At 63.0% G+C, this 14,637-nt stretch carries 15 protein-coding genes; 10 read left to right on the forward strand and 5 right to left on the reverse strand.

What is annotated here, in order from left to right; translation table 11 throughout:
* Positions 1-64: 64 nt before the first annotated feature.
* Complete coding sequence (locus tag PQ627_RS16525; RefSeq protein ID WP_144663060.1) at positions 65-460, reverse strand: DUF1844 domain-containing protein; 396 nt, start codon at positions 458-460, stop codon at positions 65-67.
* Between the two features lie 407 nt (positions 461-867).
* On the opposite strand from PQ627_RS16525, the gene infC reads away from it, so the two are divergent.
* The 5 genes from infC to PQ627_RS16550 all read left to right on the forward strand — a co-directional run bounded on the left by infC (position 868) and on the right by PQ627_RS16550 (position 4,895).
* Positions 868-1,836: a translation initiation factor IF-3 gene (infC, locus tag PQ627_RS16530; protein ID WP_400371106.1), complete on the forward strand. Its 969-nt coding sequence runs from the start codon at positions 868-870 to the stop codon at positions 1,834-1,836.
* 117 nt (positions 1,837-1,953) lie between these two features.
* Positions 1,954-2,148, forward strand: coding sequence for a 50S ribosomal protein L35 (gene rpmI, locus PQ627_RS16535; RefSeq protein ID WP_144663062.1), 195 nt, complete (start codon positions 1,954-1,956; stop codon positions 2,146-2,148).
* Positions 2,149-2,267: 119 nt separating this feature from the next.
* Positions 2,268-2,933 carry a 50S ribosomal protein L20, sunset domain variant gene (rplT, locus tag PQ627_RS16540; RefSeq protein ID WP_144663063.1) on the forward strand — a complete coding sequence of 222 codons (666 nt, stop codon included), beginning with the start codon at positions 2,268-2,270 and terminating at the stop codon, positions 2,931-2,933.
* Between the two features lie 26 nt (positions 2,934-2,959).
* The gene (locus tag PQ627_RS16545; protein WP_274262560.1) at positions 2,960-3,871 is read left to right on the forward strand and encodes a TrmH family RNA methyltransferase; all 912 of its coding nucleotides are present in this window, start codon (positions 2,960-2,962) and stop codon (positions 3,869-3,871) included.
* A 100-nt stretch (positions 3,872-3,971) separates the two neighbouring features.
* Entirely contained in the window at positions 3,972-4,895 is a 924-nt protein-coding gene (locus PQ627_RS16550; protein WP_144663065.1) for a cation diffusion facilitator family transporter, read from the forward strand.
* Positions 4,896-4,965: 70 nt separating this feature from the next.
* Here PQ627_RS16550 and PQ627_RS16555 read toward each other — a convergent pair whose 3' ends face one another.
* Positions 4,966-6,174, reverse strand: a complete 1,209-nt coding sequence (locus PQ627_RS16555; RefSeq protein ID WP_274262561.1) for an MFS transporter — start codon at positions 6,172-6,174, stop codon at positions 4,966-4,968.
* A 130-nt stretch (positions 6,175-6,304) separates the two neighbouring features.
* Between PQ627_RS16555 and PQ627_RS16560 the strand changes: the two genes are divergently transcribed.
* Positions 6,305-6,739 carry a (deoxy)nucleoside triphosphate pyrophosphohydrolase gene (locus PQ627_RS16560; protein WP_274262562.1) on the forward strand — a complete coding sequence of 145 codons (435 nt, stop codon included), beginning with the start codon at positions 6,305-6,307 and terminating at the stop codon, positions 6,737-6,739.
* Between the two features lie 16 nt (positions 6,740-6,755).
* Here the strand turns inward: PQ627_RS16560 and PQ627_RS16565 are convergent, their stop codons facing one another.
* On the reverse strand, positions 6,756-7,850 hold the full coding sequence (locus tag PQ627_RS16565) for an Rv2578c family radical SAM protein (RefSeq protein ID WP_274262563.1): 1,095 nt from the start codon (positions 7,848-7,850) through the stop codon (positions 6,756-6,758).
* An 87-nt stretch (positions 7,851-7,937) separates the two neighbouring features.
* Between PQ627_RS16565 and pcp the strand changes: the two genes are divergently transcribed.
* Complete coding sequence (pcp, locus tag PQ627_RS16570; RefSeq protein ID WP_274262564.1) at positions 7,938-8,579, forward strand: pyroglutamyl-peptidase I; 642 nt, start codon at positions 7,938-7,940, stop codon at positions 8,577-8,579.
* Here the strand turns inward: pcp and PQ627_RS16575 are convergent.
* Together PQ627_RS16575 and PQ627_RS16580 are read right to left on the reverse strand one after the other, a co-directional pair.
* Entirely contained in the window at positions 8,576-9,205 is a 630-nt protein-coding gene (locus PQ627_RS16575; RefSeq protein ID WP_274262565.1) for an SIMPL domain-containing protein, read from the reverse strand. The two genes, pcp and PQ627_RS16575, sit on opposite strands and share 4 nt — an antisense overlap.
* Before the next feature lie 2 nt (positions 9,206-9,207).
* Positions 9,208-9,654, reverse strand: coding sequence for a hypothetical protein (locus PQ627_RS16580; protein ID WP_274262566.1), 447 nt, complete (start codon positions 9,652-9,654; stop codon positions 9,208-9,210).
* A 99-nt stretch (positions 9,655-9,753) separates the two neighbouring features.
* Between PQ627_RS16580 and PQ627_RS16585 the strand changes: the two genes are divergently transcribed.
* The 3 genes from PQ627_RS16585 (at position 9,754) to pheT (ending at position 14,475) form a co-directional block, all read left to right on the forward strand.
* The gene (locus PQ627_RS16585; protein ID WP_274262567.1) at positions 9,754-10,698 is read left to right on the forward strand and encodes a proline-rich domain-containing protein; all 945 of its coding nucleotides are present in this window, start codon (positions 9,754-9,756) and stop codon (positions 10,696-10,698) included.
* Between the two features lie 169 nt (positions 10,699-10,867).
* Complete coding sequence (gene pheS, locus PQ627_RS16590) at positions 10,868-11,929, forward strand: phenylalanine--tRNA ligase subunit alpha (RefSeq protein WP_144663073.1); 1,062 nt, start codon at positions 10,868-10,870, stop codon at positions 11,927-11,929.
* A 2-nt stretch (positions 11,930-11,931) separates the two neighbouring features.
* A complete protein-coding gene (pheT, locus tag PQ627_RS16595) occupies positions 11,932-14,475 on the forward strand; it encodes a phenylalanine--tRNA ligase subunit beta (protein WP_274262568.1) in 2,544 nt (847 codons plus the stop codon).
* The last annotated feature ends 162 nt before the right edge of the window (positions 14,476-14,637 follow it).

Here is a 14,637-nt window from a genome sequence, read left to right on the forward strand (position 1 = left end):
ACGACGACGGCGGGCCGACCAGTGTGGTCGACCCGCCGTCGGTGGTTATTCCGGCAGTCCGCGGCTAGTTCACCGGACCGGTGAACTTCTCGCCCGGGCCCTTGCCGGGGGCGTCGGGGATGATGGAGGCTTCGCGGAAGGCCAGCTGCAACGAGCGCAGGCCATCGCGCAACGGGCCGGCATGCTGTGAACCGATTTCGGGAGCGGCGGCGGATACCAGGCCGGCAAGTGCGGTGATCAGCTTGCGGGCCTCGTCCAGGTCTTTGAGGTCTTCTGCGTTGGGGTCGTCCGCGAGCCCCACCTTGACGGCTGCCGCGCTCATCAGGTGAACGGCCCCGGTAGTGATGACTTCCACGGCCGGTACCTCGGCGATGTCACGGATCTGCTGGGAGACCCCGGCGTCGGCGGCGGGGGCGTCTCCGCCGAAGGTGTTGCGGGAATTGCTGTCTTCAGTGCTCATACTGGTAAGCTTGTCACAGACCGACTGGAAGTCGTTATTCACCATGGATATCCGCGGTGAAGATCTGTAGTCAACAGGCCCGCCAGCCACAATGTGCGCTTGGCGGGTTGTTTCTGTAGAATTGTCTTTCAGTTTGCAAGCGGAGTTCTCTCCCACCCGCGTCAGCCGTTTCCCTTCGGGGACAGGATTCCCTCACGGGACAAGAGGTTGCCGGGTACCTGGTCGGACACTCCGGGGTTTATCCCCGGCTGTGCGTACTTTCCCTTTGGGGAAGTGCAGCCGATCTTCGAGGCCTTCGATTGCGCCAGCAATTGGGGGCCTTCTCTTTTTGCCGGTGACACCACCACAACCACAGGAGCTTTAACATTAGCGAGCCAAGAATCAATGAGCGTATCCGCGTCCCCGAGGTGCGGTTGGTCGGTCCTGCCGGCGAACAGGTAGGAATTGTCCGCATCGAGGACGCACTGCGTCTGGCTGCCGAATCCGATCTCGATCTCGTTGAAGTTGCGCCGCAGGCCAAGCCTCCTGTTTGCAAGTTGATGGACTTCGGCAAGTACAAGTACGAAGCCGCGGTGAAGGCGCGCGAAGCCCGCAAGAACCAGACCAACACGGTTCTCAAGGAAATTCGTTTCCGCCTCAAGATCGACAAGCACGACTACGAAACCAAGCGTGGGCACGCTCTGCGCTTCCTCGGAGCCGGTGACAAGGTCAAGGCCATGATCCAGTTCCGCGGCCGTGAGCAGCAGCGTCCCGAAATGGGCATCCGCCTGCTGCAGCGTTTCGCTGAAGATGTGGCTGAAGTTGGCGTCATCGAGTCCAGCCCGCGCATCGATGGCCGCAACATGGTCATGGTGATCGGACCGCTGAAGAACAAGGCAGAAGCCAAGGCTGAAGCCCGCCGTGCCAGCCAGCGCGCAGAAGCCAAGGCGCAGAACGAAGCCAAGGCCGCAGCACGCGTGGACACCACGGGGGAGCAGGCTCCGCTGACGCAGAGCATTGCTGACCTTCTGCCCGAAGGCTTCAAGGTGGCCGAAGCGGAAACCACGCAGGAAGCTCCGGCGCCCGCAGAAGCAACACCTGAAGCTCCCGCAGCTGAAGATGCCCAGGTTGTCGAAGAAGCTGCTCCGGCTGCAGAAGAGGCTCCTGCTGCTGAGGAAGTTTCGGTTGCGGAGGAAGCTCCCGTTGCTGAGGAGACCCCGGCTCCCAAGGCCGCTCCGGAAGCTACGGCTCCCAAGCCTGCTGTTCCGGCGGCGGCTCCGAAGCCTGCAGTTCCCTCGGCCCCCAAGCCTGTCGCCAAGCCGGCGGCTCCCAAGCCCGCAGCCCGGCCTGCAGCCCCCAAGGCCGCGCCGAAGCCTGCAGCACGCAAGACCACCTAGTTCAACGCCGCGGAGGCCTCGCCTCCACCGGCAAGCAACCAGCACGTCGGCCCCCGTTGGCCGGCTGCGCGATAGAATCGCGGACTTGTCCGTGGATACGTAAGGAGATCGGTTCCCATGCCGAAGATGAAGACCCACAGCGGTGCTAAGAAGCGCTTCAAGCTGACCGGTTCGGGCAAGCTGAAGCGTCAGCAGGCCAACCGCCGTCACTACCTGGAGCACAAGTCCTCCAGGCTGACCCGTCGCCTCGCCGGCGACAAGCTCGTCTTCAAGGGTGACGCCAAGGTCATCAAGAAGATGCTCGGCCTCTAAGTTCCAAGTTCTTTGGTTACTGCCATCCGGCAGGGACCGACTACACCAAAAGCCTTCTCAGGCCAGCCGGGATTCCGGCAGTAGCAGCTTGGGATAAAGATTTCTGAAGGAGTACGCACGTGGCACGTGTGAAGCGGGCGGTAAACGCCCACAAGAAGCGCCGGGTTGTCCTCGAACGCGCCAAGGGTTACCGCGGTCAGCGTTCGCGCCTGTACCGCAAGGCAAAAGAACAGCTGCTGCACTCGTTTGTGTACAGCTACGGCGACCGCCGCAAGAAGAAGGGCGACTTCCGTCGCCTCTGGATCCAGCGTATCAACGCTGCATCCCGCGCCAACGGCCTCACCTACAACCGTCTCATCCAGGGCCTGAAGGCTGCTGAGGTTGAGGTTGACCGCCGCATGCTGGCCGAACTGGCTGTCTCCGACGCCAACGCTTTCGCCGCCTTGGTGAACGTTGCCAAGGGTGCACTCCCGGCTGACACCTCCGCTCCGGCTGCCAAGGCTGCCCCGAAGGCCAAGGTTGCTCCGGCCGTTGCTACGGCTCCGGCTGTCAAGGCTGTCGTTTCCGAGAAGCCGGCCATCGACGGTGCAGTTGCCGCCGACGGTGACGAGGCTCCGGAAGGCTACGCCATCAAGGGCAACGCCGAGTCCAAGAAGTACCACGTACCGGGTTCCACTTGGTACAACACCACCGCTGCTGAGTACTGGTTCTCCACGGTCGAAGCTGCAAAGGCTGCCGGTTTCGAGCCGGCCGGCGGCGAAGCCCGCCAGCAGATCAAGAACTAGTCGCAACTGCCACTAAAGTTCTATATATGAACGAAACCGGGCGCCCGCAAGACTTTCCGATGACCAATCCCCGAGCAGATCGGGTGAGGGACGTCGCCAAGCTTGCCGGGCGCCCGGCGCGTTTAAAGCGCGGACGCTTCCTTGCTGAAGGTCCGCAGGCGGTGCGTGAGGCGTTGACCCTCCACCGTGAGCGTACGGCGGCCGGTGGAGCCGCCGTCGTGCATGAAGTTTTTGCCAGCGAGGCGTGCCTTGACCGCCTGCCCGAGCTCGCCGACTTGGCGCAGGGTACGTTGCTCCGGTTGGCGAGCGATGACGTTCTGTCCGCCATGGCGGACACCGTCAATCCCCAGGGGATCGTGGCGGTCTGCAGTTTTGTGGACGTCAGCCTGGAATCAGTGCTCGACGCCGGTCCCCGGCTTCTCGCGGTCATGTGCCAGGTGCGTGACCCCGGCAATGCCGGTACTGTGCTTCGTGCCGCTGATGCGGCAGGGGCAGACGCCGTAGTCCTGACCGGCTCCAGCGTGGACATCTACAACCCGAAAGCTGTCCGCTCCACCGCCGGTTCGCTCTTTCATCTTCCAGTAGTCCTGGGCGTGGACGTCAAGGAACTGGCGGCCGAGTGCCGGGAGCGCGGGATCGGAATCCTTGCCGCTGACGGTTACGGAACCCTGAACCTGGACAAGCTCCAGGACGAAAATGCCGCCCGGCGGTTGGGCAATGACTCCGTGGCGTCCGACTATGCCCTGGAAGCCCCTACCGCGTGGCTCTTCGGCAATGAGGCGCAAGGCCTGTCGGACGATGAACTGGCACTGGCGGACCACCGTGTTGCCGTGCCTGTCTATGGAGCAGCAGAAAGCTTGAACCTGGGCACTGCGGCCACTGTGTGTCTTTACGCGAGTGCGCGTTCGCAGCAAGGCGCCAGAGTGGAGAATGTGTAAATACCGCCCTGCCGGGTACGGTAATGCTTGCAAGATCAGACGATGACGACTCTTCTTGGCCTTTCCCATTCTTTCCCATATCCGAAGAGGTGAAGCTTTCGTGGCTGCTGGTGGCGGTACCAAAGCGATTGTGGCGGCTCTGGCCGCCAATCTGACCATTGCTGTTCTGAAGTTCATTGCGTTTTTCCTGACGGCGTCATCGTCCATGCTCGCGGAGGCAATCCACTCGGTGGCCGATTCCGGTAACCAGGTTCTGCTGTTGGTTGGAGGCAAGCGTTCCAAGCGGGCCGCAAGCCCGGAGCATCCGTTCGGCTATGGCCGCGAACGCTACATTTACGCCTTCATTGTCTCTATTGTGCTGTTCAGCGTCGGTGGCCTGTTTGCTCTGTACGAGGCGTGGGAGAAGTTCCAGCATCCGCACGGCATCGAGGGAGGCTTCTGGTGGGTTCCCTTGGCTGTCCTGGTAGGGGCGATCATCGCTGAAGGTTTCTCCTTCCGCACGGCAATCATCGAGTCGAACCACGTCCGCGGCAAGCAAAGCTGGGTCAAGTTTGTCCGCAACGCCAAGCAACCGGAACTGCCCGTCATTTTGCTCGAAGACTTCGGCGCACTGCTGGGCTTGGTCTTCGCACTCTTCGGCGTCAGCATGACCCTGGTTACCGGAGACGGAGTCTGGGACGCCCTCGGGACCGCGATGATCGGCTTGCTGCTGGTAGCCATCGCCGTCGTTTTGGCCATGGAAACCAAATCGCTGCTGTTGGGGGAGTCCGCCACGAAGGAAGACGTCCAGCGCATCTCCGAAGCCCTGCAGGCCGACGGGACCCGGATCATCCACCTCAAGACCATGCACCTCGGACCGGAAGAGTTGCTGGTGGCCGCCAAAATCTCCATGGGAGCCTCTGAGACAGGCGAAGAGATCGCCAAGGGAATTGACGACGCCGAGCAGCGGATCCGGGCAGCAGTTCCGATCGCCCGGGTCATCTACCTTGAACCCGACATTGAGCGGGTACAGGCCCAGGCCTAAGGGCATCACGCTGATTAACGACCAATGGCTCCGCCGAAGCGGAGCCATTAGTCGTTAATGCGACGGCCGATCAGGCAGCTAGGGCGCTCCTGCGTTCCACCACGCCACTGATGACAGCAACGCCCAGGCCCAGGAGGGCAAGTACCGCACCTACCAAGGCGGGGGCGACGTAACCCCAGCCCCAGGCAATGACCGTGCCACCCAGGAAAGCACCCAGGGCGTTGGCGATGTTGAGGGCTGAGTGGTTCAGCGAGGAGGCCAGCGAGGCAGCCCCAGGGGCTGAATCGAGGAGCCTGGTCTGCAGTGCCGGTGTCAGCATCGAACCGATGCCACCGACCACAAAGGCCATCAGGAAGGCAGACCAAGCCCAGTGGGCTGCGATGGCGTACACCACCAGGGCGGCGGCGATCCCGGGCATGACCCAGTAGATGGTACCCATCACGGACTTGTCCGCCAGCCGGCCGCCGATGATGTTTCCGACAACCATGCCGAGACCATAGAGGGCAACGACGGCGGGAATGAGGTTTTCGGGGATACCCGCCACCGAGGTCATGGTGTGGGCGATGTAGGTGTACACGGCGAAGAAGCCACCGAAGCCGATGATGCCGATCAGGAGGGCCAGCCATACCTGGAGCCTCTTGAGTGCTCCAAGTTCCCGTCGGATGCTGGCGTCCGGGTGCGCGGCTTCGAAGGGGACAAACTTCCACATCATGGCAACCGTCAGCAGGCCGATGGCGCCGACGATGACAAAGAGCAGGCGCCAGCCAAAGGTCTGGCCCACCCAGGTGGCCAAGGGGACTCCGATGACATTCGAGACCGTCAGGCCGGCCATCACCATGGAGATCGCCCAGCCGCGCTTGGTGGGAGCCACGAGGCCCGCAGCGATGACGGCTGCCACCCCGAAGAACGCTCCATGCGGAAGGCCCGAAGCGAAGCGGGACAACAGCATCAAACCGTAGTCCGGAGCAATGAACGACGTCAGGTTGGCCACTGCAAGGAAAAGCATGAGGCCGAGCGCCAGATGCTTGCGGGGCAGCTTGGCTCCCAGGGCGGCAAAGACGGGGGCGCCGATCACTACTCCCAGGGCGTACGCCGAGATAAGGCTGCCCGCTTGCGGGGTACTGATTCCCAGTCCCGTCTCAACCTCCTTCAACAGGCCCATCATGGCGAACTCTGTGGTGCCGATGGCAAACCCGCCCATGGCCAAAGCCAAAATGGCCAAGCCAAGGTGGCGTCCTGGCTTCTTGACGGCAACGGGCTGGGACATGGTGGTAGACATAAACCTGCTTCTGGGGGCGACGTTTGGGCTGGGAAAAATGGGAGAAAATCCGATAACAAGTCTAGTTCGCTGGCGGGACCGGGCGTTACCGCTGTGACCATGCCCATGGTCCGGCCCTTAGACTGTTGCGGTGACTGCAGTGATAAACGTCGTTGGTGCGGCTATTGTCGATTCTTTGGAAGCGCCGGAAAGATTGCTGGTTGCCCGACGTACGGCCCCACCACAGTTCGCGGGCATGTGGGAATTCCCTGGTGGCAAGGTCGAGTCCGGTGAGACCCCGGAGGACGCTTTGCATCGTGAACTCGCGGAGGAGTTGGGAATCGAAGTTCAGCTCGGCCTCGAGCTGGAATCGGGCAACGCCGCCGGGTGGGCGCTCAATCAGCGGGCCTCCATGCGCGTGTGGTTCGCTGAAGTGACAGCGGGTCAGCCTGCCGCACTGGAAGACCACGACGAACTCCGCTGGGTCCCGCTGGCCGATCAGGGGGAGGCCCTGGCCCTTCCCTGGATACCAGCTGACCTCCCGATTGTTCGAGCACTCCTGGAGCGGGTGTCCACGCCCGCCTGACGCGGGCGTGTGGCAGCTAGAACAGTGACTGTTGTCCCGGCAAGGGGGCGACTGCTGCCCCGGCCGGTGACGCTGCCTGCGCCGCTGTGTACCGCGCATTGCGGTGACTGAATCCGGAACTGCCCGTGAAACCGTATTTGGCCTTGAAGTGATTGGTCCTGCCCGACAACCACGCACGGTACTCCTTGGAGGCGTATGAGCCATTGCCATAGAGGCGCCGGTACTTGCCCACCAGCTCGGGGTGTTCTGCGGCAAGCCACTTCATGTACCACTCGCGGGTGCCAGGCTTGAGGTAGAGGGCGCCGGCGGAGACACCCGTGGCTCCGGCCCGGGCCAATTCCGAGAACAGTGAATCGAGGGCTTCGTCGGAATCAGTGAGCCACGGAAGGATGGGCATCGCCATGACGCCGCAGCCCAGACCTGCATCCCGAAGGCGGGCAATGAGCTTCAACCGTGCCTTGGGAGAGGGCGTTCCCGATTCGATGAGGGCAGCGAGGTCTTGGTTGGTCATGGCCAGCGAGATCCCAAGATCCACCGGAACCTGGGTGGCGGCGTGCTTCAGCAGGGGAATGTCACGGGCCAGCAGGGTGCCTTTGGTCAAGATGGAGAACGGTGTGCCCGAATCGGCGAGGGCCCGGATGATGCCAGGCATCAAGGCGTAGCGGCCTTCAGCCCTTTGGTATGGGTCCGTGTTGGTGCCGAGGGCTACCTGGTGGCGTCCCCAGGAAGGTTTGGCCAGTTCCTTGCGGAGTACCTCGGCTGCGTTGATCTTGACGACCACCTGGGAATCGAAGTCGCGGCCGGCATCGAATTCCAAATAGGTGTGGGTCTTGCGTGCGAAGCAGTAGACACAGGCATGGCTGCACCCGCGGTAGGGGTTGACCGTCCATTCGAACGGCATATTGGAACCCGAAGGCACCTTGTTGAGCACTGACTTGGCGGTGACCTCATGGAAGGTGACTCCGGAGAATTCGGGTGTAGAGACGGAACGCACAAGCCCGGCCAAGGGCAGCAGGGCGTCCATTGCCGGGGCAGGGCCTGGAGCCGGGCTGCCGGCCGTTTCCGGTGCCGGTTCACGCGTCGGTGAAAGTGCTTGTGCGTCCCATCTCATGAACTCTATTCGAAGGTATGTTCGAATGAATGTCAAGGCTTCGAACTCCCATGCCGGTGGGGGACCAGGCGTTGCTATGGTTGGCCCATGATTCTCCTTACGGGCTTCGAACCTTTCGGTCAGGAAACCCTCAACCCTTCCTGGCTTGCTGTCCAACGTGCCAGGCAGTTGCTGCAAGCGGAGGGCCTCGCTGTGGAAGCCATCGAGCTGCCGTGCGTTTTTGGCGAATCGGTGACGGTTCTCGATGAGGCCGTGTCACGCCTCGACCCGGAAATCGTGGTGGCCGTGGGCTTGGCGGGAGGCCGGGACCGGATATCGCTGGAACGTGTTGCCATCAACTGCGACGACGCGAGGATTCCGGATAACAAAGGCCAGCGGCCCATTGACGAGGAAGTTATCCCAGGAGCCCCGGCAGCGTACTTCTCCGGCCTGCCCATCAAAGCCGCTTTGAGAAACCTCCAGATTGCAGGTATCAGGGGTGAAATCTCCCAATCGGCCGGTACCTACGTCTGCAACCACCTCTTTTTTGGCCTCATGCATTCGCTGGCGACCCGGCCGGGCGTCCGGGGTGGCTTCATTCACGTTCCCTATGCTCCGGAGCAGGTACCCCCTGGTGGCTCGGCCCCTTCAATGCCGCTTGACGTCACCGCCCAAGGGATTGCGGTGGTTGCCAGGACTTCACTTAACACACAGGTGGATTCCAAGCTGGGGGCAGGGGCCATCCACTAGATCAATTCCCATTGCACGATGACACTGGCCGAAACGGCGGACTCACCCGCCTCGACCGGCAAGGCCTCAGCGGCGAAGGAGGCGCGGACCAGTCCACCCACGGGGATGGGGCTGCTTTGTGCCGGTTGATGGGAGATCGTGATCACCGATCCAAGACTGGCCGACGCAAGGCCTGCGTACTGTTCGGCGCGGGCCACTGCGTCCCGCCATGCCGCTTCCTGCGCTTGTGCCGTGACAGCCGAGGGGTTGGCCATGCCTTGTTCCAGGCCGTTGATGCGGATGTCGTCACCTCCGGCGGCTACCGCCGCGGCGATGGCGGCGGGCGCGTCAGCGTGGGAATGTATCCCGACGTGCAGCGTCGTGGAGGCCACGTAGGCCGTCACCTTCTGGCCCTGCCCTTCGACCCACACGAGGTCGGCGCGCAGGTTCAATCCGCTCGTTCGAAGCTCGGCGTCCGCGACCCCGGCAGTGCGCAAAGCGGCGGCGACCGCGGCCGCCGACCTGCCGGCGTCGTCATATGCTTTCGCTGCGGTCTCCCGACGGGTTTCGACGCCGAGAGTCAACGTCACCAGGTCCGGAACCGCCGTTGCGGTTCCGGTTCCGGTCACTGTGATGGTTCGTTCCATGCCTAAGCCTCCATTCGATGGTCGGTCTGCCGATGCTGCCCACGGTTGGGCGACTCAACGTATCCGCCTGTCTCCAGCCCGGCCTGGCGCTCGAAGAAGTTCGCCCTTCCAGGGTTCCCGGTGCGGACCATGGACCAGCAGGCCGCTGCTCCATAGAGGGCGAAGAAGGGCAGGCCCAGGCAGTACGCGTACTGGGTGCTGTGGCGTTCTTCGTGTCCCAGGAGCACTGGGTCGCTTCCCGCAACACCGTGCGGTGCCCGGTACAGGATGACGTTCCCCACGGTAAAAGCGCCGGCGAAAGGAAGCTTCCAGCTGTACCCGGCTGCTATCAGGAGGCCTCGCGGTCCCTTCGAGAGCGTGGAGCGGGACGCGAGGGCCACCGCCAGGCCCAGAGGTGTGGACAGATTCAGCACGTTGGCTGCCTGCCGCAGGCGTTGACCGGGTGTCATGAAGCCATGCTAGCCCCGTTGCGTGTGGCGGGGGCCGGCAGGCGGGGATACGCTGTTGCAGCACTCACTCGTGCAGGTGATGAATGGGGGAAAGAAGAAATGAACGTCAAACGCGCCGTGGGCGTGATCGGTGTGCTGATAGCCGTGATGGTGGCCTTGACCGGATGCGTCAAGCTCAACATGTCGGTGAAGGTCAACAACGAAAAAAGCGTCGACTACGAGGTCGTCTACGCGATCCAGAAGTCCGTTCTGGGCGATAAGTCCTTCGACGAATTCATGAAGTCCAACGGCAGCGGCAGCCAGGAAATGGATATTCCTGAGGGTGCCACCGTTGTGGACTACGAAGACGACAAGTACAAGGGCAAACGGATCACGGCAGTGAACCTCGACCCGGCCAAGCTGGCCGAGTCGTCCAGCTCGGCGAACCCTTTTGACCTGAAAAGGGACGGCGACTTCTACATCATGTCGATAGGAAGCGTCACAGGCACCGATGCCAGTGATCCCCAGGCCTCCAGCATGGCCAAGTCAATGTTTGACGAAGCCTCCGTCAAGTTCACCTTCCCCGGGAAGGTTGTGGAGGCCAAGGGCGCAGTTGTCGACGGCAACACGGCGACTTTTGACATGCTCTCGATCAACGAAACGGCAGTGCAGGTGAAGGCTGAGGCCAACCCCGGCATACCCATGTGGATCATCTGGACCCTGGTGGCTGTCCTGGTGGTCGCCGCGGCGTTGGTCCTGCTGTTCGTGCTGTTGCGGAGGAATTCCTCCCGCAAGTCGCCGGCGCTCGCAGGGGCCGCACCCAACGGCCAGGTCTGGAACGGCCAGCCCCAGCAGGGCTACGCGGGCCAGCCGGCTTACCCTGCCCAGCAGCAGGGTTACGCCGCGCCCCAGCCGCCGGTCGGGCCTTCAGCCCAACCGCCGCAGCAGGACTGGGCAGGCCAGGGCTACAGGCCAGGAACACAGCAGGCACCCCAGGCAGGCGCTGCGCACGACGACGGCCAGGTACCTCCGCCGCCCACCGCGCCACCGGCGTCGGGGGCCTAGGAGCGCAGGCGGCTTGCCGCCGTCGAACTGTTGACATCCGGCGGTTAAACCACGCCGGTGCGCTTCAACTAGACTGAAGGGTAGTGCCCGCCGTCCGCGGTGAGCACTACCCTTTCGTTTTGCAGGCCTGCCTTGCCGGCCGCTCCCAACTCGTAGCTAAGAACAGTAGATGACTGACACTTTGCCAGGCGCCGCCATCCCGAATCCGCTGGATGAGGCCGCCATCAACGCCGCCGTCGAGGACGCCATCGCCGCTATTGGGGCAGCTTCCTCCCTTGATGAACTAAAGGCTGTCCGCCTTGCCCACACGGGCGAGAAGTCGCCCCTGAGCCTTGCCAACCGCGAAATCGGTGGCCTGGCCAAGGAGCACAAGGCGGCCGCCGGTAAGCTCATGGGCTCCTCGCGCGGCAGGGTTAACCAGGCACTCGCCGCCAGGACCCAGGTGCTTGAAGCAGAGAATGACGCCCGCATCCTGATCGAGGAAACGGTTGACGTCACCGCGGCCCCGCGTCGGCGTCGTGCCGGTGCGCGCCACCCGCTGTCCACCCTGCAGGACCGGGTGTCGGACATCTTCGTCGGCATGGGCTGGGAAATCGCCGAGGGCCCGGAAGTCGAATCCGAGTGGTTCAACTTCGATGCCTTGAACTTCAAGCCGGACCACCCGGCACGTGAAATGCAGGACACGTTCTTCGTGGAGCCTCCTGAAGCACACCTGCTCATGCGCACCCACACTTCTCCAGTGCAGGTCCGTTCGATGCTGGAGCGCGAGGTGCCCATCTACGTGCTGTGCCCGGGCAAGGTGTTCCGCACCGATGAGCTCGATGCCACGCACACGCCCGTCTTCCACCAGTTCGAGGGCCTGGCCATCGACAAGAACCTCAGCATGGCGGACCTCCGCGGCACCTTGGAGCACTTCGCGCGCCAGATGTTCGGAGATGAGGCTTCCATCCGCTTGCGCCCCAACTACTTCCCGTTCACGGAGCCGTCTGCGGAGCTGGACATCTGGCACCCCGGCGCCAAGGGTGGCCCGCGGTGGATCGAATGGGGTGGCTGCGGCATGGTCAATCCCAACGTCCTCCGGGCGGCCGGTATTGACCCGGACGTCTATTCAGGTTTTGCCTTCGGCATGGGCATTGAGCGCACGCTCATGTTCCGCAACGAAGTCGGCGACATGCGCGACATGATCGAAGGCGATGTACGTTTCAGCGAGCACTTTGGGATGGAGATCTAACAGTGCGTATCCCACTTTCCTGGCTGCGTGAATTCGCGCAGGTTCCGGCCGACGCAACGGCCGAAGACGTCATGGCGGACCTGGTCAAGGTCGGCTTCGAAGAAGAAGACGTACATCGTCCCACGGACGAGCTCAAGGGGCCGATCGTTGTTGGCCAGGTCCTGAGCCTGGTCAAGGAACCGCAGACCAACGGCAAGACCATCAACTGGTGCCAGGTCCGCGTCGTTCCGGAAGGACAGGAGCAGACCCTCACCGGCAAGGGCATCGACCCCTCGGGTGTGCAGGGCATTATTTGCGGTGCCCATAACTTTGTTGAAGGCGACAAGGTGGTAGTCACCCTGCCTGGCGCTGTCCTGCCTGGCAACTTCCAGATCTCCGCCCGCAAAACCTACGGACACTTGTCCGCGGGAATGATCGCTTCTGTCCGCGAGCTTGGCATCGGTGATGACCACGACGGCATCCTCGTCCTCTCCCGCATTGGACTTGACCCGGAAGTCGGTACCGACGCGATGGAACTGCTGGGTCTCTATGACCAGGCAGCTGAAATCAACGTCACGCCGGACCGTGGCTACGCGTTCTCCATCCGTGGCGTTGCCCGGGAGTACGCCCATGCCACTGGAACGTCTTTCGTGGACCCCGCGTCCAAGGTCAACGCGCCTGCCTCCCTGCAGGGTGGCTACGGCGTAAAGCTTAACGATGACGCGCCCATTTACGGCAAGCCTGGCTGCGACCGCTTTGTTGCCCGCACCGTGCGGGGAGTGGATGCGTCCCGTCCGACCCCGCCGTGGATGTCCTCGCGCCTTCGGCTCGCGGGCGTGCGGAGCATCTCGCTGCCCGTGGATATCTCCAACTACGTCATGCTGGAGCTGGGTCAACCTAACCACTGCTACGACCTCGACAAGCTGGCGGGCGACATCGTTGTCCGCCGCGCTGTCGCAGGGGAGAAGATCACTACCCTCGACGACAAGGAACGTACGCTCGACGTCGAGGACCTGCTGATCACCGATGACTCCGGTGCCATCGGCATTGCCGGTGTCATGGGCGGTGCGCACACGGAGGTGTCCGATTCCACCACGAACATCCTGGTGGAGGCGGCGCACTTTGATGAAGTGTCCATTGCCCGCTCCCGCCGTCGACACAAGCTGCCGTCCGAAGCGTCCAAGCGATTCGAGCGTGGCGTTGACTGGCACGTTGCCAACATTGCCGCGCAGCGCGTGGTGGATCTCCTGGTGGAGCTCGCCGGTGGAACAGCGGACCAGGCCGGTACCGACGTCGGGACCGCGCCTGACGCCGTCGTCATCGACCTGCCTGCAGGTTTCGCCTCAGCGCGGATCGGTATCGACTTCACTGAAGATCAGATCACCACCTCCCTGGAGGACCTGGGAGCCGTCGTGGAGAAGACCGCTACCGGATACCGCGTCACTGCCCCCAGCTGGCGCAACGACCTTGAAACCAAGGAAGACCTCTCCGAGGAAATTGCGCGCCTCGTGGGCTATGACAACATTCCGGCGACCTTGCCGGTGGCTCCTCCGGGGCGTGGCTTGAGCCGCACGCAGCAGCAGAAGCGTCGCGTAGTGCAGGCGCTGGCTGATGCCGGCCTGACCGAGGTGCTGTCCTACCCGTTCGTCACGAAGGCTGCCAATGACACGTTCGGCGTGGCGGAGGAAGGTGCGCCGCGCCCGGCACTGAAGCTCGCCAACCCGATCAGCGAGGAACACGGTTACCTCCGTACCTCCATCCTGCCGGGCCTTATCGAGGTCGCCCGCCGGAACCACTCGCGCGGATTCCGCGATCTTGCGCTCTATGAGGCCGGCTCGGTCTTCCTCCCAGGTGACAAGCTCGGGACCGAGTCCATCCCGCCGCTGGGCGCCAAGCCCAGCGATGAGGTTCTGGATGCGCTGTACGACGGCGTCCCTCACCAGCCGCTGCACATCGGCGCTGTCCTCACCGGCCATGACTCTCCGGCCGCTGCAACGCACAAGCCGCGTGCCTGGGATTGGGCGGACGCCGTTGATGTCGCGAGGCTGATCGCCGACGTCCTTGGTGTCGAACTGGTTGTCAGCCAGGGCAGCCACCAGGCGTTCCACCCTGGGCGTGCCGCCCAGCTCGCGCTGCGCAACGGCGATGTCGTTGGTTACGCCGGGGAACTCCACCCCAAGCTCCTGGCTTCGCAGGACATGCCGGCCCGTTCCGTGGCTGTCGAGGTCAACGTTGAGGCGTTGTTCGACGCTGCTGCCGACGTCATTGTCGCCAAGCACATCTCCGGGTTCCCGGTGGCGACACAGGACGTTGCATTGGTGGTTCCGCAGGACGTGCCCGCTGACCAGGTTCTGTCTGCGCTCCGGGAAGGCGCCGGGGAGCTGCTCGAGGACGTTGCGTTGTTCGACGTCTACGTTGGTCCGGGAATTGAGGACGGTAAGAAGTCCTTGGCCTTCGGCCTGCGGTTCAGGGCAAACGATCGCACGCTGACGGCAGACGAGGCATCCGAAGCCCGCGCCGCGGCCGTGGCCGTTGCGGCTGACCGCTTCGGCGCCGTCCAGCGCTAGTCTCCTTCCTGTAAAACCCCGGGACTTCGGTCCCGGGGTTTTCTTTTACCGAGATTCGACTCCCAACATCTTGACAGAATATTCACATGTGTATGACAGTTCTGTCATGCACATGTGAAACATGTGTATCACATCCCTCGCGCGGCTCCACGAGAGCTGCTC

This window comes from Paenarthrobacter sp. AB444 (assembly GCF_028736865.1).
Taxonomy (GTDB): domain Bacteria; phylum Actinomycetota; class Actinomycetes; order Actinomycetales; family Micrococcaceae; genus Arthrobacter; species Arthrobacter nicotinovorans_B.

Excerpts from the sequence above, each read along its gene's own strand:
- PQ627_RS16525 (WP_144663060.1), bottom strand. The coding sequence starts at position 460 with ATGAGCACTGAAGACAGCAATTCCCGCAACACCTTCGGCGGAGACGCC.
- rpmI (WP_144663062.1), top strand. The coding sequence starts at position 1,954 with ATGCCGAAGATGAAGACCCACAGCGGTGCTAAGAAGCGCTTCAAGCTG.
- PQ627_RS16545 (WP_274262560.1), top strand. The coding sequence starts at position 2,960 with ATGAACGAAACCGGGCGCCCGCAAGACTTTCCGATGACCAATCCCCGA.
- PQ627_RS16555 (WP_274262561.1), bottom strand. The coding sequence starts at position 6,174 with ATGTCTACCACCATGTCCCAGCCCGTTGCCGTCAAGAAGCCAGGACGC.
- PQ627_RS16565 (WP_274262563.1), bottom strand. The coding sequence starts at position 7,850 with ATGAGATGGGACGCACAAGCACTTTCACCGACGCGTGAACCGGCACCG.
- pcp (WP_274262564.1), top strand. The coding sequence starts at position 7,938 with ATGATTCTCCTTACGGGCTTCGAACCTTTCGGTCAGGAAACCCTCAAC.
- PQ627_RS16575 (WP_274262565.1), bottom strand. The coding sequence starts at position 9,205 with ATGGAACGAACCATCACAGTGACCGGAACCGGAACCGCAACGGCGGTT.
- PQ627_RS16580 (WP_274262566.1), bottom strand. The coding sequence starts at position 9,654 with ATGACACCCGGTCAACGCCTGCGGCAGGCAGCCAACGTGCTGAATCTG.
- PQ627_RS16585 (WP_274262567.1), top strand. The coding sequence starts at position 9,754 with ATGAACGTCAAACGCGCCGTGGGCGTGATCGGTGTGCTGATAGCCGTG.
- pheS (WP_144663073.1), top strand. The coding sequence starts at position 10,868 with ATGACTGACACTTTGCCAGGCGCCGCCATCCCGAATCCGCTGGATGAG.